Consider the following 15720-nt stretch of genomic DNA (forward strand, 5'->3'; position numbering starts at 1 on the left):
CGCGCCCCTAAGCCGCGCTCGGCCAGCCGTTCTTTTTCCAGCTCAGCCTGTTGAGGCCCAGCTTTGGCGTGCCTTCGTCCTCTGCGTCGTAGTAGTGGTACGCCAGCCAATCTTGGCCCCTGTCCCGGAAGACCGACTGGCCGCCCGTGCCGACATACCTGCCGTGACCCTCCAGCAAGAGGTCGCCGCCGCCCTCCAGCATCGGTTTGCCCGTGCTGTCGGTGTAGGGGCCTGTCACCGACGTGGACCTACCCACCTTGATCTTGTACGTGGAGTTCACGCCGGAGCAGCACGCGTCGTAGGAGGCGAAGAGGTAGTAGTAGCGGCCGTGCTTGACGATGTAGGGACCCTCGACCGCGTAGGGGGCGTCCGGGCGGGTGGCCAGGTGGTGGACGGTCGTGCCCGCCGCGGCCTTGCCCGTCCTCGGGTTCAGCTCGACCATGCGGATGCCCGTCCAGTACGAGCCGAACGACATCCACAGTCGGCCGTCGGCCTTGATCAGGGCGGGGTCGATGGCGTTCCAGGTGTCCGTGCGCTCGGAGGAGAAGACCTTGCCGTGGTCGGTCCAGGTGCCGGGGAGACCGGACGGGGAGGTGGCGACGCCGATCGCGGAGTGGTTGGTGCCCCAGGACGAGACGGCGTAGTACAGCCAGTACTTGCCGGACCGGTAGGAGATGTCCGGGGCCCACGGGTCGCCGGTGTCGTTGTACTCGTACCACCAACTCGGCGGCTCCGCGAAGGCGTTGCCGGAGTCGGCCCAGTGCTTGCGGTCCTTGGACAGGCGGGCGCCGATGACGCCGCCCGTCGAATAGGCGACGTAGCCTCCGGACTTGAGGCGGATGACGGTGGGGTCGTGGATGATCTGCTGGCCGGTGACGGGCTGCGGGTCCGGGTAGACCGGCTGTGCGTACGCCGTGTGGGGCAGGAGCGCCAAAAACAGCGTGGCGATCAGGGCCGTCAACGCTCTGGGTGCTCTCACTGTCCCGCCAATCCCGTGTGGGCGACGCCCGTCACGATCTGCCGCTGGAAGAAGACGAAGACGACGATCAGGGGCAGGCCCGCCATCAGACCGCCGGCCATGAGCTGGGCCCACTGGATGCCGTAGGAGTTCATGACGGTCGCGATGCCGTTCGGCATGGTCATCAGGTCGGGGTTGTTGGTGACCATGTACGGCCACAGGAAGTTGTTCCAGGAGGCGATGAAGGTGAAGATGCCCACCGCCGCCAGGGAGGGCCGCGCGAGCGGGACGACGATGGTGAAGAAGACGCGCCAGCGGCCGGCGCCGTCGATGAACGCGGCCTCCTCCAGTTCGCGCGGGATGCCCTGGAAGAACTTGTAGAGGATGTAGACCATCGCGGCGGGCGCGCACTGCGGCAGGATCATGCCCCAGTAGGTGTCGACCATCCCCATCTGCTGGACCGTGGTGAACAGCGGCACGCCGAGGACCGCGGGAGAGACCATCAGGCCCGCCATCACCACGCCCATCAGGACGTTCTTGCCGCGGAACTCGGTGCGGGCGAAGCCGTATCCGGCCAGCGCGCTCACCGCCAGCACGATGGTCGTCACGCACACCGAGACGACCAGGGAGTTGATGAACCAGTTGCCGATGTTGCCGGTCTCCCAGAGGGACTTCCAGGCCTGGACCGTCCACACCTCGGGCAGCCAGTGCGGCGGGATCTCGGCCGCCTCCGCCTCGGACTTGAGCGAGGTGAACAGGGCGGCGGCGATGGGGGCCACGAAGACGGCGGCAACGGCGACGCCGGTCAGTGTGAGGACGATCTGGCTGGGCGTCCAGGGCTTGCGGGACTTGAGCCGGGGCTGGGTGGTGCTCATCGGGTGCCCTCCTCACGGTTGCGCAGCAGTGCCATCCGTCCGAGGGCGACGGCCGCGATGATCACGAAGAAGATGATGGACATCGCGGAGGCGTAGCCCACGCGGTAGCTGGTGAAGCCCTGTTCGAGGGTGTACTGGACGAAGGAGCGGGTGCTGAGCTCGGGCCCGGGACTGAAGTCCATCATCACGACGGCCTGGTCGAAGAGCTGGAGCGAGGCGAGGATCTGGAGCGCGATCACCAGACCGGTGATGTGGCGCAGCATCGGCAGGGTGATGTGGACCATGCGGTGCCAGGCGTTGGCGCCGTCCAGCTTGGCGGCCTCGTAGAGGTGGCCGGGGATGCCCTGGAGCGCGGCGAGGTACAGCAGGAAGCTGAAGCCGACCGTCCACCACAGGGTCTGGATGACGATGGCGAGCATCGCGTACGACTTGTCGGTCAGCCAGGGGGTGTCGAGGCCGAAGGTCTCGTTGAACAGTCCGATGCCCTGCGTGAAGAGCCACTGCCACAGGTTGGCGGCGACCGTCGAGGGCAGCAGGAAGGGGACGAAGAAGCACAGCCGCCACAGCCATGTGCCGCGCTCGATGTGGTGGGCGAGCATCGCGAGCAGGAACGCCAGGATCGTGATGCACGGGACGACGAGGAGGGTGAACCAGGCGCTGTGGCCGAGCGCGTCCCACATGGCCTGGTCGTTCAGGGCTTCGCGGTAGTTGTCGAGGCCGACGAAGCTCGCGCCCTCGCCGGAGATGTTGGCGTCCGTGAAGCTGAGGTAGAGGCCACGCAGCAGCGGCCAGACGACGAAGAGCGCGAACAGTGCCAGGAACGGGGCGATGAACCAGCCCCCGTGCTGGAAGCCCTGCTTGCGGCGGACGGTCGCGGTGGCGGTGGCGGTCTTCGCCCGTGCCGGTGCGACGACGGTCTGGGCGCTGGTCGTCATGCGGCCGTACCTCCCTGCGCGGCGGTCCTGCCGTCCATCGGGTTCTTCGAGGCGAGGAGCGTGGTGAGCCGGGACTTCATCCGCTGTGCGACGGCGGCCGGCTTGGCGGAGCCCATGGTCGAGGAGACGACGACGGGGCCGAGGTCCTGGGCGAGGACGCCGGTGGAGCCGGCGAACCACACCTTGGGCTCGGTGGCCTGGTGGTCCATGGCGCTCACGTACTCGTTCTGCGGTTCGAGCTTCTGGTACGCGGCCGTGGACAGCGTCGGCGTGTAGGCGGGGATGTGGCCGCCGGCCGCCCACTGCTGGGCGTGGGTGACGACGTACGCGGCGAGTTCGTGCGCGGCCTCGTTGGTGGCGCCGCCGCGGCCCGACTGGTGGGGCAGGACGAACGCGTGCGACTCGGCGTGGGTGGCCGGCTTGCCGAAGACGGGTGGCAACGGGGTCGCGCCGTAGTCCAGCTTGGCGCCGGAGAAGACCGGCACCGACCAGTTGCCCTCCCAGGTGAAGGGGGCGCCGTTGATGAACTGCTCGCCGGTGGGTGCGCCGGGGATGACGTAGCCGTCGGTGACGTGTTGCCGGAGGAACTCCAGGACCTGGGTGGCCTTGTCGGCGTCGAAGAGGACTTCCGTATTGGCGGGGGTGCCGTCGTCGAACCAGCGGCCGCCGAGCTGGGTGTAGAAGGCGACGAAGAACCACCACTGGAAGTTCTGGTCGTTGGTCCACAGGCCGATGGTCTGCAGGCCCTTCTTCTGGACCTGCTTGGCCTTCTTGAGGACGTCGAACCACTCGCCGGTGGAGCCGACCGGGATCATCCGGCCGTCGTCGCCGAGCAGGTCCGCCTTCTTCAGGACGTCCTTGCGGTAGAAGCAGAGCTGGACGTGGATGTCGAGGGGGAGGGCGTAGAGCTTGCCGTCGATGACACCGCGGTTCCACAGCGCCGGGTTGAAGTCCGCCTTGCGCACGCCGTACCGGGCCAGGAGTGCCTCGTCCCACGGGTCCAGGAGCCGTCCCGGCGAGAAGCCCGCGACGCGGCCCACGTGCATGACGCCGAGTTCGGGGGCGCGGTTGCCCGCGGCGGCCATGGCGAGCTTGGTGTAGAAGGGGTTGCCCCACTGGAGGGTGGAGTCCTTGACGGCGATGCCGGGGTGTTCCTTCCGGAAGGAGTCCAGCATCGCGATCATGTTGGCGCCGTCGCCGCCGCTGAAGAGGTTCCAGTAGCGCACCCGGGTGTCCGCGTCGGAGGCGAGCGCGTCGGCGCCGGTGCCGAGCGCGGCGAAGCCGAAGCTGCCGGCCACGGCCAACCCGCCTGCGGCGGCGAGCAGTTGCCTGCGGTTCAGGTCAGGTCGTCCCATTGCCTGCCCTTACAGTCGGAGAGGAGATCCGGTCGGTTCGATATCTCGTTAGATGCTCGTAACTTCGAACGGACCGTAGATAGGAAGCGCTTTCTAGTCAATGGTCCGGACAGGATTTTCAGAACCGCGAGCGGTTGTTCTCACTTGTACGAACGGTCCCCGGATCGCATGACGTGGACAGTTCGGGCCGCGTACGCTCGGACGGGCTGCCGGACAGCGGTGAGAAGGGGGATCGATGGACATCGCGCGCACGAGGGCGGGGCGGGTCGCCGCGGCGCTGCGGCGCGCGAGAACCGCGCCCGCGATGCGCCGGCTCGCCGTCGAACTCGACGCCGCGCTGCGGGCCAGACCCACTCCCCCGGCCGGCGTGCGCGAGGTGTGCCGGGCGTTGTGCGAGGAGATGAGCGCGCGCCGCGGCGGGCGGCCCGTCGAGCTGCGCTTCGAACGGTTCCCCGACGAGATCGAAGTGACCGGCCTGTGCGTGGAGTTCCAGGACTTCGACCTGGTCATCGTCGAGGAGCGGGCCGAGGCCGTGCAGCAACTGGTCATCCTCGGCCATGAGTTGTGGCACCTGGACGCCGGGCACCGGCACGGGGTGGGCCCGGCCGCCGCCCGCGCGCTGGCCGGCGGCCCCGACTGGAAGGACGCCCTGGCCATCGCCGCACGCGACGGCTCCCGGCAGACCGACGAGGCGGAGGCGGACGACTTCGGCCACCGGCTGGCGGCGGCGTTCCGGTCCTATCTGTCGGGCCACGGCGGCAGGGCCTCCCTCACCGGCATGGAGCGGTCCATGGGGTACCGCGGGCGCAGAGGCACGGAGCGGTGACACATGCCGGTCCGCTCGCCCAGGGCAACCTCCTCAGCGGGATGTACGTCTCCTTCTGGCTCCCCACCGTGGTGCTGACCGCGGCCCTGGTGATCAAACTGCCCAGCATCCTGAAGCTCTGGCGGGACCCGCTGCTGCGGGCCGTCGGCGGACTGCTGCTGTTCGCCTGCGCGGTGTTCGTCTTCGCCGCCCCCAGCACCATCGCCTGGACCAACCGGGTCACCGGCGTGCCCAACATCGCGGCGCCCTGGGTCTACTCGCTGCTCACCGCGCTCTGCGCGTCATGGCTGCTGCTGGTCGTCCACTGGCGCAACGGCCGCACCGAGCGCCACGCCCACACCCGCCGCGCGACCCGGTGGGTGGTCGCCGTCTACGCGGGTGTCGTGGCCGCCCTGTGGGTGCTGTTCGCCCTCGCCGACGTGCCCGTGGAACAGATCCGGGACCTGGACACCTACTACGCCGGCACGCCGTTCATGCGGGAGGCGATCCTCCTCTACCTGTCCGCGCACATGGTGGCCAGCCTCATCACGTCCCGGCTCGTGTGGAACTGGATCCGCACCGCGGGCCTCGACGGCTGGCTGCGCTGGGGACTGAGGTTCCTGGGGGTCGGCTTCGCGACGAACCTGCTCTTCAGCGTCGCCAAGCTCACGGCCGTCGTCGCCCGCTGGACCGGACACGACCTGGACTGGCTGAACACCAACATCGCCCCGTCGGCCGCGTGCATCGCGGCGACCCTGGTCGCGATCGGCTTCATCGTGCCGCACGCCGGCCAGTACCTCCAGGAGCGGTGGCGGCTCCGCCGCCGGTACCGCGGCCTCAAGCCCCTGGCCCGGCTGATGCGGAGCGTCGCGGGCAGCCGTGAGCCCTTCGCGCTGCGGGCGACCCTCGAGATGCGGCTGATCCGCCGCGAGACGCTCATCCGTGACGCGCTCCTGCACCTCGCCCGCCACCTCGACGACGAGCTGCGCGCCCGGGCCTACGACGCCGCCCTGGCCCTCGGTCTCGAACGCGGCCGGGCCCAGGCACTGGCGGCGGCCGTGACGATCCTGGACGCCATGGATCGCGAGCCGGGCCCCCCGGACGCCGACGCGAGCGCCCCCGACACCACCTATCTGCTGCAGGAGATCCAGGCCGTGTCCGAGGCCCTGCGCAGCCCCGACGAGATCAAGGCGGTACGCGTCCGCGCGGCCGTCCCGGCAGAGAGCATGTCCGCGCATGAGTGAGAGTCCCTCCCCCGCCAGAACCGCCGTGGTCCTGGGGGGATCCCATACCGGCATGCTCGCGGCACGGGCGCTCGCCGCCTTCGCCGACCGCGTCCTGGTCGTCGAGCGGGACGTGCTGCCCGAGGGCTCCGAGCCGCGCAAGGGGCTGCCGCAGGCCCGGCACGCCCACATGCTCTGGTCGGGCGGGGTGCGGGCCATGGAGGAGCTGCTGCCGGGCATCTCCGAGACGCTCCGGGAGGCGGGGGCGCGGCGGGCGCCGGTCACCACGGACATCGTCGGCTACTCGGCGCAGGGCTGGTTCCGGCGCTGGCCCGAGTCCCACCATGTGATCCTGGCCGGACGGGACCTGCTGGACGCGACGGTCCGCGCACAGGTCCTGGCCGACGGTCGGGTGGAAGTGCTCGGCGGCACCGAGGTGCTGGGCCTCGCGGGCACACCGGAGGCGGTCACCGGGGTACGGGTGCGGGAGCGCGACGGCCGTGAACGGACCATCGGGGCGGGCATGGTGGTCGACGCCACCGGCCGGGGCTCCGGGGCGGCCCGCTGGCTGGCGGAACTCGGACTGCCCGCGCCGCGGGAGCGCAAGGTCGACTCCGGCCTCGCGTACGCCAGTCGGCTCTACCTCGCGCCCGAGCAGGCCCGCGGCGGCTTCCCCGTCATCCATGTGCAGCCCGACCCGCACGCCGGCGTCCCGGGCCGGGCGGGCTTTCTGCTGCCCATCGAGAACGGCCGCTGGATCGTCACGGTCAACGGCACCCGGGGCGGCGAACCCTCCGGCGCCGACGACGACTTCGTCCGTTTCGCCCGCGAGGAGCTGCGGCACCCCCTCATCGGCGACCTGCTGCGACAGGCCGAGCCGCTGTCCGAGGTGGCGGTCACCCGCGCCACGGTCAACCGCCGGTACTTCTACGAGCGGATGCCGGCCTGGCCCGACAACTTCACCGTGCTGGGCGACGCGTTGGCCGCGTACAACCCGGTGTACGGCCACGGGCTGGCGGTCGGTGCGCAAAGTGCGCTGCTCCTGCGGAAGCTGACCGCGCGTCATGGGTGGGGTGCGGCCGGACTGTCCCGCCGGGTCCAGAAGGCCGTTGCCCGTCCGGTGGGGGCGGCGTGGGATCTGGCGACGGGGCAGGACGTGTTCTATCCGGGGGCGACGGAGGGCGGGCCGACGCTGCGGGACCGGTTGCTCGCCGGGTATGTGGACCGGCTGATGCGCACGGCCACGGGGAACGGACGGATCGCCCGCCGCGTGACGGATGTGACGTCGTTGGAGCGGCGGGCGGAGGTGTTGCTGAGTCCGTCGGTGTTGTTGGCGGCGGTGGTGGGGCCGTTGAAACCTGCGCTCACGGCTCCGCCTTTGACTGCTGAGGAGTTGAAGAGGGTGGGTTTGCAGTAGTTCGTCGGGGGCGGGCCCGGTGGGGCTTCTCGCGCAGTTCCCCGCGCCCCTGACGGCATCCGCTCACCCGGCGAACAGCGGTTGCGGCAAACCCTTTCCCGCGCCAGGCACCACCAGCAGCGAGCCCGCCACCGGGTGCGGGTCTTCCAGACCCACCGTCGCCGTCGTGATGTAGAGGTCGGTCAGGTCGGCGCCGCCGAAGGCACACGCTGTCACCCTCGGGGTGGGGAGGGTGATCACGCGGTCCAGCGTGCCCTCCGGTGTGTAACGGCGTACCGCTCCGCCGTCCCACAGGGCCACCCACACACAGCCGTCGGCGTCGACGGTGAGGCCGTCGGGGAAGCCGGCGCCCTCCTCGATCTCCACGAGGGGACGGCGGTTCACGGGGCGGCCGGCCTCGAAGTCGAAGACGTCGAGGCGGCGGGTCGGTGAGTCGATGTAGTACATCCGGCGGCCGTCGGGGCTCCAGCCGGTGCCGTTGCTGACCGCGACGTCGTCGAGGACGGTCTCGAAGGAGCCGTCGCCGGTGAGCCGGGACAGGGTGCCGCCGCCCGGTGCCTCGTCGTAGCGCATGGTGCCCGCCCACAGCGAACCGTCGGGGGCGACGGCGGCGTCGTTGGCGCGACGGCCGGGGACCGGCTCGTGGTGCAGCCAGCGGAAGGAGTCGTCCGGGTCCAGGAGGGCGACGCCGTCCCGCAGGTTGAGGACGAGTCCGCCGCCGGTGCGTGGCTTGGCGGCGCCGATGTGCTGGTCGGTGACGCGGACCGTGCGGTGGCCGGAGACGGGGTCGTAGGTGTTGATCCGGGCGCCGAGGATGTCGAGCCAGATCAGGCGGTTGTGCGCCGGGTCCCAGGTGGGGCCCTCGCCGAGTATCGCCTCGGCGCGGACGGCCACCTCGTAGTCGTACGTCTTCGAGGTCATCCCACGCTCCGGTGACCGAGGCGCTCGGACAGCTCGGCGGCACCCTTCGCGGCGAGCTGCTCCAGCTCGTCGCGGCGCTCGTCGCTCCAGCGGATCATGGGCACGGAGATGGACAGCGCGGCCACCACCCGGCCGGTGCGGTCGCGGACCGGGGCGGCCACGCAGGAGACGTCCGGGTTGGACTCACGGTTCTCCACGGCGACGCCGCGCTCGCGGATGTGGGTGAGGGCCTCGCGCAGGGCGCCCGGTTCGGTGATGCTGTTCGGAGTCATCCGGACCAGCTCGACGGAGTCCGGGATGCGGGAGCTCAGCTCCGACTCGGGGAGCGAGGCGAGCAGCATCTTGCCGACGGAGGTGCAATGGGCGGGAAGCCGGCGCCCGGCGGCGGACACCATCCGCACCGCGTGCGTCGAGTCCACCTTGGCGATGTAGATGACGTCGGTGCCCTCCAGGATCGCCACGTGCACCGTCTCGTCACAGGTCTCGGCGACGGACCGGGCGACCTGCTGCCCCTCGGCGGCGAGGTCGAGCTGCTCGGCGTAGCGGCTGCCGAGCTGGTACGGCCGCACCCCGAGGCGGTAACGTCCCGGCTGACCCGGCACCGGGACGATGTACGACCGCGCGGCGAGCGTGGTCACCAGCTCGTGCACGGTGGTGCGCGGCAACTGGAGCCTGCGCACTATGTCGGGGGCGGAGAGCGTGCCGTCCCCGTCGAGGAAGAGCTCGAGAATGTCGAGAGCCCGGGTCACGGCAGGTACAAGACGTCCCACGTCCAGCCCCCTCCCTTTCCATCTTAGGCATCTGTTCGAAATTTCAACAGACGATCGGCATGACGAACACAGGCTAGCCATACCGCGTTTCCCCGGGCAATGGGCCTGCAGACTACGTCCCGCGCGACCGTCCCGTTTCGGCAGGAAGCGTACGGGTGCGGGACACCGGCACTACTGTGTTCGTGTGTGACACGTCACACTGCGTGGCGTGTCTTGGGGGATGCGGTTCCTGGGGGGATCTCGTGCGTGAAATGACCAAAGGGTCGAACACTGCCCTGTCGGCCCTGAGTGAGAACACCGGCTCGGTGATCGTCGGCCTGGGCTGGAGCAGCCCGGGCGGGGACGGCGACGCGGACGTGTCCGTCCTGCTGCTGGGCCCGGACGGCAAGGTCCGCAGCGACGCCGACTTCTACTTCTACAACAACCCGGTGGCCGCCGACGGAAGCGTGCACCTGCTGGACAAGACGCCCACCGAGGAGGGCAACGAGGACCGGATCAGCTTCGACCTGACCGTGGTGGCGCCCGAGGTCGACCGTGTCGTCGTGGCCGCGAGCCGCTACGGCGGCGCCCACTTCGGGGAACTGGACGACCTCCGCGTGACCCTGTCCGACGCGGTGGGCGAGAGCCTCCTCCGCTTCACCATCGGCGATCCCGGCCAGGTGAGCGCGATCATCTTCGGCGAGCTGTACCGCCGCGAGGGGGACTGGAAGTTCCGGGCCGTCGGACAGGGCTACGACTCGGGGCTGGCCGGGCTGGCCACGGACTTCGGGGTCGACATCGACGACGAGGCGGAGCCCGCCGACGAAGACGGGGACGGGGACGGGGACGGTACGACGCCCACGGCGACGCCGGAACCGGCCGGGAACGCCGAGCCGGCCCTGTCGCCGGACCCGGCCCCCGGACCGGAACCGGCGGCCGCGCTGGACGCCGTACCGGCGCCCCGCCGTTCCGTCGACGAGACCAGGCCGCGCAAACCGGCCGCCCGGCCCCGCACCGCCAAGAAGAGGGCCGCCCCGCCCAGCGCGCCGCAGAAGTCCCTTGCGGAGAACGACTCCTGGCGGCCCGCCCGGCTCTTCCCGCTCTCCGCGCTGAAGAGCGACCGGGACCGGGAGATGCGCGCCACCTCGGTGCTGCTGTCGGTGATGACCCAGGTACCGCGGTTCGGCAGACGGCTCACCGCCGCGTTCGGCGCGCCCTCCGGCCGTATGGAGACCTTCACCGAGGTCTCCCTGCCGCACGGCGAGACTCCCCGGCGGCCCGACGGGGTCATCCGCATCGAGCGGGCCGGCAAGCTGTGGACGGCGCTCGTCGAGACCAAGACCAACGGCAACCCCCTCAAGGCCGACCAGGTGCAGGCCTACATGGACATCGCCGCCCGGCGCGGCTACGAGGCCGTGATCACGGTGTCGAACGACGTCGCGCTGGAGGGCAGTCCCCTGGTCGACGTCAGGATCGACCGCCGGCGCAAGCACCAGGTGGCGCTCTGGCATCTGTCCTGGGCCGAGGTGGCCCATCAGGCCCAGCTGCTGATCCGGCACGAGGGGGTCGGCAACGCGGCCCGCACCTGGCTGCTCCAGGAGCTGCTGCACTACCTCCAGCACGAGAACTCCGGCTGTCACGGCTTCCAGAACATGGGCTCCGCCTGGGTGCCGGTACGCAACGGCATCAACGACGAGACCCTCTGCCAGGGCGATCCGCGGGCCCTCGAAGTGGTCGAGAGCTGGGAGCGGCTCATCCGCCAGGTGTGCCTCCGGCTCGGCGGCGAACTCGGGCAGAAGGTGCTGCCCGCCCAGCGCGTCCGACGCGGCACCGACCACGGGACCCGCCGGATCCAGCTGGCCGACCGGCTGTGCCTGGAAGGCCGGCTCCACGCGGAGCTCCGCGTCGAACAGGCCCCCGGCCTGCTCACCATCGGCGCGGATCTGCGCACCGGCAGGCTGCGCACCTCCGTCGAGGTTCCCGCGCCGGAGCAGGGCTACCCCCTGACCTGGGCCAAGCGACTGATGCGCCGCCTCGGCGAGGCCCCGGCCGACCTGCACGTGGAGACCCTGGTCGAGGGCGACGCCGTCGGCCCGCGCGGCACCCTGGAACGGCTGCGACCTGAACCCGCGGACCTGCTTCCGAAGAACGGCACACAGATCACCGGCTTCCGGCTGTCCCTGCTCAAGGGCATGGGCAGCACCCGGGGCAACACCGAGTCCGGCTTCATCCGCAGCGTCGACGACGCCGTGCACCGCTTCTGCACGACGGTGGTGGTCCACCTGGACCAGCCGCTGCCCAGACGTGCAGCGCAGAAGGAACCCGTCTGACCGACGAGCCCCCGACACCCCCTCCTCCCTTCCCGATCCGGTGTGGCAGGGTGACGTCACGTCGAAGGGTGGAGGAGTCGCTGTGCCTGAGCTTCTCAAGGGCGGGAACACCGTGGTGGGCTCCGGACCGCTGACCGCCGAACTGCACACCGTGGGCGATCCGGTGGACCTGAGTGCGCTGCTCGTGGGAGCGGACGGGCGGGTGCGGTCCGACGGGGATCTGGTGTTCTACAACCAACCCTCGGGTGAGGACGGGGCCGTGCGGCATGTCGGTGCCGATGGTTCGGGGCCCGAGCGGGTCGTCGTGGATCCGGCCGGGCTGCCCGCGGACGTGGACCGGGTCGTGCTGGTCGGCAGCTGTGATCCCGACAACGCCGCCCGTACCTTCCGCGAGGTCCAGGAGGTCACCGTCCGGGCGCATCAGGCCGCGGGGGAGCCCGTCGTCTTCCGTGCGCCCGCGCTGACCGACGGCGAGCGCGCGGTGCTGCTCGTGGAGCTGTACCGGCGGGGCGACGGCTGGAAGCTGCGGGCCATCGGGCAGGGGTACGCCGAGGGGCTGGCGGGGCTGGCCACGGACTTCGGCATCGACGTGTCCCAGCCGGAGGCCGAGACGCCTCCCTCTCCCGCGCAGTCACCGGCCCCCGCACAAGCTCCGGCTCCGGCTCCGGCTCCGGCTCCGGCTCCGGCTCCGGCTCCGGCTCCGGCTCCGGCCAGTCTCGTCAAGCCGCCGCTCGGCAAGGTCAGCCTGGACAAGGGCGGCCAGGTTTCGATCAGTCTGGACAAGTCGGACCGCCAACTGGTCGTCACGGTGGCCCTGGAATGGGACGGCGGCAGCGACAAGCGCCGACGCCAGGGCGCCGACCTGGACCTGTACGCCCTGTTCGTGCCCGCCTCGAAGGCCCAGCGCGGACCGCGGGAGCCGGGCACCTTCATCAAGAAGGGTCCCGTCACCAAGGACTCGGACGTCGTCTACTACAAGAACCTCGGCTCCCTGAAGGAGCCGCCCTACATCCAGCTCGACGGTGACTCCCGTACCCCCGGCCGCGAGACGGTCCGCATCGTCCGGCCCGACGAGCAGGGGTACGTCCTGCTGTGCGCCTACTCCGCCGTCAGCAACGGCTTCGGTTCCTTCAAGAGCTTCGGCGCCAAGGTCGTCGTGGACGACGGCCGCGGATCCAACGTCACCGTGCCGCTCTACGAGAACACCTCGACCCGTTTCTGGGTGGCCATCGCCCTCGTCGACTTCACCGCTCCCGACGGTGCGGCGATCCGCCATGTCGAGGCGTACAGCAGCCGTATGACCGAACGCCGTCCGTTCCTGCACCCGGACGGCACGATCCAGATGAACGCGGGCCCGGTGGAGTTCAAGCGACGGTCGGACTCCTAGCCGGGCGGCTCCCCCAGCACTCCCCTCAACCGCTGCGCCCTGAGCACCAGTTCCAGCTCGAAGCGCCGGTCCGGGTCGTCGATCTCCGCGCCCCAGAGCTCACGGATCTGACGCAGGCGGTAGCGGACCGTCTGGGGGTGGACGCCCAGCCGGGCGGCCACCTCCGGGGCGCCGCCCCGGGTCTCCAGCCAGGCCAGTAACGTCTCGGCGAGCCGGCGGCCGTGGGTGGGGCCGCAGTGGGCCAGGGGGGCCAGGCAGCGCAGCGCGAGGTCGTCGATCAGTTCCTCCGGCTGGAGGAGGACCAGCGCCTCCGTGTGCTCCGTGCAGTGCAGGACCTCGCCCGACGGCAGCAGGCCGCGTTCCATGAGGCGTACGGCGGCCTCGGCCCAGCGCAGCGACTTCGCCGCGTCGGCCAGCGGGACGGGGGGTCCTATCGCGCCGGACCAGCCGGTCAGGGCGCGGTGGAGGAGTTCGGGGCGGCCCGCCGCGTCCGGTTCGGGGACGACCATGCGGGGCAGTTCGTACTCCATGTCCAGGAGCACTCCCTGGCCGACCGCGGGCGGTACCGCCTCCCGTGCCGGGCGCAGCAGGACGCCGACGGCGACTCTCTCGGGCAGCGGCCAGCCGATGCGGGCGGCGCGTTCCGTGAGGGCCTCGGCGGGGTCGCCGTGCCGGTGGCGTTCGACCAACAGGAGTTCCATCAGGCGGCGTTGGAGCCGGAGCCGTTCGCCCGCCTGGCGGGCCGCCGCCTCGGCGTAGCCGCGGACCGACTGGTCGACGAGGCCGTCGAGGTACTCGTAGCCCGCGTCGACGAGTTCGTACATCGCCGGCGGCGGGATCTCGACGCGCTGGCCGATCTCGGCGAAACGGCGCCAGGCCAGGCGTACGCCCATGCGGTAGATGGCCTGGAGCGAGTCCAGGCTGCGGCCGTTCAGCCCCTCGCCCCGGCCGAACTCCTGGAAGACGCCCGGGGGGACCGTCGGGCGGCCCTCCGCGGTCTCCAGGTGCTGGACGAAGACCTCGATGGCGCGGCGGATGCCGACGAGGGCCATCGGCTCGCCCGACTCGTCGAGGACGACGGGCAGATGGGGGTACTCGCGGCGGATCTCGCGCAGGATCTCCTCGGCGAGCGCCGGCGCCTCCGCCATCGCGATCTCCGCGAAGCGGCGCACCTGGAGCCGGGGTACGTCGAGCCAGGCCGACCGTGAAGTCACCGCCGTCACGGCTCAACTCCCCTGACCTGCTTGCTCGTACGTGATCAAGGGCGTGTTCGGCTGGTCGGGCGTCGCTTCGAGCAGCGCGACAATGCCGAACGCGGCCCCCACGGCGAGGGCGGCGGCTGCCACGACGGTCAGTGCGGCGGCGAGCAGTCTGGACATCGCAGGGTCAGCCTTTCAGTGGCTCTTTCCGGCGGTTGTCCCCACCCCGGCGTTCCACCCTGTCTGTCCGCCCCAGTGTCGACAAGACATTGACACTCCGTCAAGGGCGGCCTACGGTTCCCGGCCCAAGGGCCCTGTCGTCACACTCCCGCCTGCCCCGCGACGCCTGGCACGCGCACCTGCGGCGTTGTCGTCGGTCGCCGACGCTCCGCGTCGACTCCCTCCTCCGCCTTGCAGCTGCACGCACCAGACGCCGCGGGGCCCGCCCTACGGGCGAACGACGGGAGTGTGACGACAGGGCCCAGAGCGGCCCGAACTCCGTACCCTCACGCCCCAGGAGTGCCCGGATGCGCCGTACAGCCTCTCCCTTCTCTCTGATTCTGCTGGGACTCGGCACGTTTTTGCTGGTCCTGGCGCCCATGCTGGCGTGGTACGTGACCCCACGGGCCGCAGTGAACCCGATCGACATCGACCAGACCGCCGTCTACAAAGGCACCGGCAGCGTCTTCGACACCGACAAGGTCGAGACCGTGGACGGCCAGACGATCACCGTCACCCAGCGGGTGCGCGGCAACGTCGAGGACAGTGAGCGCAGCGGTGACACGGTCTGGGACGTGACGACCACGGTCGACACCGACAAGACCCTTCCCGCCTCGGATCCGCACGACGCGCTGGACTTCGTACCGCACCGCTGGGTCATGGACCGCAGGACCACCAAGCCCGTCCACTGCTGCGGCGAGAAGCCGTACATCGAGGGCGAGGCCTATCTGAAGTTCCCCTTCGACGTGCAGAAACGCTCCTACCAGTGGTGGGACAACACCCTTGGCAACACCATCGTGCTGACCTACCGGGATACCAAGAAGGTCCAGGGGTACACGGGTTACCGGTTCACCGGCACGGTCGCCCCGACGAAGGTCGGCACCCGGATGGTGCCGGGCAGCCTCGTCGGCCGGCCGGACAGCCCGCAGGTGCTGGCCGAGGAGTGGTACTCCAACCACGGTTTCGAGCTGGTCGTCGACCAGCGCACCGGCCGCGTGATCTACGCGCAGACCGGCCCGAAGCGGACCCTGCGGGCGCCGGGCACCAAGAAGGACGCGGTGGTGCTGCTGGACAGCGAGAAGATCGCCTTCACGACCGCGACGCAGAAGGACGCGGTGAAGAAGGCCGAGCAGGACAGCGGTCAGCTGAAGGCGATCGGCGAGACGGTGCCGATCGGTGCGGCTGTGCTGGGGTTCGTCCTGGTGGTGGCCGGTTCCGTTTTGGTGGTACGCGGGAGGCGGCATCCCGGTTCATCCGATACGCCCGATTCCCCGCTCACGATGTGACTGGACGTCAGCTCTAATAAGGCCGGAAATTGTCACTCAGGTGAGTAGCCACGGCGAACGG

General features: G+C 70.5%; 14 protein-coding genes. 6 read left to right on the forward strand and 8 right to left on the reverse strand.

Going from position 1 to position 15720, the window contains the following annotated elements; genetic code table 11:
- Positions 1 to 7: 7 nt before the first annotated feature.
- The 4 genes from OG381_RS16760 to OG381_RS16775 are packed head-to-tail and all read right to left on the reverse strand — an operon-like array spanning position 8 to position 4123.
- Positions 8 to 979 (reverse strand): arabinan endo-1,5-alpha-L-arabinosidase, encoded by a 972-nt coding sequence (locus OG381_RS16760; protein WP_327716907.1) that lies wholly within the window; start codon positions 977 to 979, stop codon positions 8 to 10.
- The gene (locus OG381_RS16765; protein WP_327716908.1) at positions 976 to 1833 is read right to left on the reverse strand and encodes a carbohydrate ABC transporter permease; all 858 of its coding nucleotides are present in this window, start codon (positions 1831 to 1833) and stop codon (positions 976 to 978) included. Before OG381_RS16765 ends, OG381_RS16760 begins: the two co-directional genes overlap by 4 nt.
- Positions 1830 to 2768: a carbohydrate ABC transporter permease gene (locus OG381_RS16770; RefSeq protein ID WP_327716909.1), complete on the reverse strand. Its 939-nt coding sequence runs from the start codon at positions 2766 to 2768 to the stop codon at positions 1830 to 1832. The genes OG381_RS16765 and OG381_RS16770 overlap by 4 nt, the downstream gene beginning before the upstream one ends.
- Positions 2765 to 4123: an extracellular solute-binding protein gene (locus tag OG381_RS16775; protein WP_327716910.1), complete on the reverse strand. Its 1359-nt coding sequence runs from the start codon at positions 4121 to 4123 to the stop codon at positions 2765 to 2767. Before OG381_RS16775 ends, OG381_RS16770 begins: the two co-directional genes overlap by 4 nt.
- A 235-nt stretch (positions 4124 to 4358) precedes the next feature.
- Here OG381_RS16775 and OG381_RS16780 point away from each other — a divergent pair, with 235 nt between their 5' ends.
- Genes OG381_RS16780 through OG381_RS16790 form a run of 3 tightly spaced genes read left to right on the forward strand, consistent with a single transcriptional unit; the run spans position 4359 to position 7568 of the window.
- Positions 4359 to 4949 carry a toxin-antitoxin system, toxin component family protein gene (locus OG381_RS16780; RefSeq protein ID WP_327716911.1) on the forward strand — a complete coding sequence of 197 codons (591 nt, stop codon included), beginning with the start codon at positions 4359 to 4361 and terminating at the stop codon, positions 4947 to 4949.
- A 41-nt stretch (positions 4950 to 4990) separates the two neighbouring features.
- Positions 4991 to 6172 carry an MAB_1171c family putative transporter gene (locus OG381_RS16785; RefSeq protein ID WP_327722474.1) on the forward strand — a complete coding sequence of 394 codons (1182 nt, stop codon included), beginning with the start codon at positions 4991 to 4993 and terminating at the stop codon, positions 6170 to 6172.
- Positions 6165 to 7568 carry an NAD(P)/FAD-dependent oxidoreductase gene (locus OG381_RS16790; RefSeq protein ID WP_327716912.1) on the forward strand — a complete coding sequence of 468 codons (1404 nt, stop codon included), beginning with the start codon at positions 6165 to 6167 and terminating at the stop codon, positions 7566 to 7568. The genes OG381_RS16785 and OG381_RS16790 overlap by 8 nt, the downstream gene beginning before the upstream one ends.
- A gap of 63 nt (positions 7569 to 7631) precedes the next feature.
- Here the strand turns inward: OG381_RS16790 and OG381_RS16795 are convergent, their stop codons facing one another.
- Both OG381_RS16795 and OG381_RS16800 read right to left on the reverse strand, forming a co-directional pair.
- Positions 7632 to 8489 carry an SMP-30/gluconolactonase/LRE family protein gene (locus OG381_RS16795; protein ID WP_327716913.1) on the reverse strand — a complete coding sequence of 286 codons (858 nt, stop codon included), beginning with the start codon at positions 8487 to 8489 and terminating at the stop codon, positions 7632 to 7634.
- On the reverse strand, positions 8486 to 9259 hold the full coding sequence (locus tag OG381_RS16800) for an IclR family transcriptional regulator (RefSeq protein WP_327716914.1): 774 nt from the start codon (positions 9257 to 9259) through the stop codon (positions 8486 to 8488). Before OG381_RS16800 ends, OG381_RS16795 begins: the two co-directional genes overlap by 4 nt.
- A gap of 251 nt (positions 9260 to 9510) precedes the next feature.
- Here OG381_RS16800 and OG381_RS16805 point away from each other — a divergent pair, with 251 nt between their 5' ends.
- Both OG381_RS16805 and OG381_RS16810 read left to right on the forward strand, forming a co-directional pair.
- Positions 9511 to 11568 carry a TerD family protein gene (locus OG381_RS16805; RefSeq protein WP_327716915.1) on the forward strand — a complete coding sequence of 686 codons (2058 nt, stop codon included), beginning with the start codon at positions 9511 to 9513 and terminating at the stop codon, positions 11566 to 11568.
- An 82-nt stretch (positions 11569 to 11650) separates the two neighbouring features.
- Positions 11651 to 12955, forward strand: coding sequence for a TerD family protein (locus OG381_RS16810; protein WP_327716916.1), 1305 nt, complete (start codon positions 11651 to 11653; stop codon positions 12953 to 12955).
- Here OG381_RS16810 and OG381_RS16815 read toward each other — a convergent pair.
- Positions 12952 to 14169 carry a helix-turn-helix domain-containing protein gene (locus tag OG381_RS16815; protein ID WP_327722475.1) on the reverse strand — a complete coding sequence of 406 codons (1218 nt, stop codon included), beginning with the start codon at positions 14167 to 14169 and terminating at the stop codon, positions 12952 to 12954. The genes OG381_RS16810 and OG381_RS16815 overlap by 4 nt on opposite strands.
- 12 nt (positions 14170 to 14181) lie before the next feature.
- Positions 14182 to 14334: a hypothetical protein gene (locus tag OG381_RS16820; RefSeq protein WP_199924585.1), complete on the reverse strand. Its 153-nt coding sequence runs from the start codon at positions 14332 to 14334 to the stop codon at positions 14182 to 14184.
- Between the two features lie 347 nt (positions 14335 to 14681).
- Between OG381_RS16820 and OG381_RS16825 the strand changes: the two genes are divergently transcribed.
- On the forward strand, positions 14682 to 15659 hold the full coding sequence (locus OG381_RS16825) for a DUF3068 domain-containing protein (RefSeq protein ID WP_327716917.1): 978 nt from the start codon (positions 14682 to 14684) through the stop codon (positions 15657 to 15659).
- Positions 15660 to 15720: the final 61 nt, after the last annotated feature.

Source organism: Streptomyces sp. NBC_00490 (assembly GCF_036013645.1).
GTDB classification, from domain to species: domain Bacteria; phylum Actinomycetota; class Actinomycetes; order Streptomycetales; family Streptomycetaceae; genus Streptomyces; species Streptomyces canus_F.

Excerpts from the sequence above, each read along its gene's own strand:
- OG381_RS16795 (WP_327716913.1), bottom strand. The coding sequence starts at position 8,489 with ATGACCTCGAAGACGTACGACTACGAGGTGGCCGTCCGCGCCGAGGCG.
- OG381_RS16780 (WP_327716911.1), top strand. The coding sequence starts at position 4,359 with ATGGACATCGCGCGCACGAGGGCGGGGCGGGTCGCCGCGGCGCTGCGG.
- OG381_RS16825 (WP_327716917.1), top strand. The coding sequence starts at position 14,682 with ATGCGCCGTACAGCCTCTCCCTTCTCTCTGATTCTGCTGGGACTCGGC.
- OG381_RS16805 (WP_327716915.1), top strand. The coding sequence starts at position 9,511 with ATGACCAAAGGGTCGAACACTGCCCTGTCGGCCCTGAGTGAGAACACC.
- OG381_RS16765 (WP_327716908.1), bottom strand. The coding sequence starts at position 1,833 with ATGAGCACCACCCAGCCCCGGCTCAAGTCCCGCAAGCCCTGGACGCCC.
- OG381_RS16790 (WP_327716912.1), top strand. The coding sequence starts at position 6,165 with ATGAGTGAGAGTCCCTCCCCCGCCAGAACCGCCGTGGTCCTGGGGGGA.
- OG381_RS16820 (WP_199924585.1), bottom strand. The coding sequence starts at position 14,334 with ATGTCCAGACTGCTCGCCGCCGCACTGACCGTCGTGGCAGCCGCCGCC.
- OG381_RS16775 (WP_327716910.1), bottom strand. The coding sequence starts at position 4,123 with ATGGGACGACCTGACCTGAACCGCAGGCAACTGCTCGCCGCCGCAGGC.
- OG381_RS16770 (WP_327716909.1), bottom strand. The coding sequence starts at position 2,768 with ATGACGACCAGCGCCCAGACCGTCGTCGCACCGGCACGGGCGAAGACC.
- OG381_RS16785 (WP_327722474.1), top strand. The coding sequence starts at position 4,991 with ATGTACGTCTCCTTCTGGCTCCCCACCGTGGTGCTGACCGCGGCCCTG.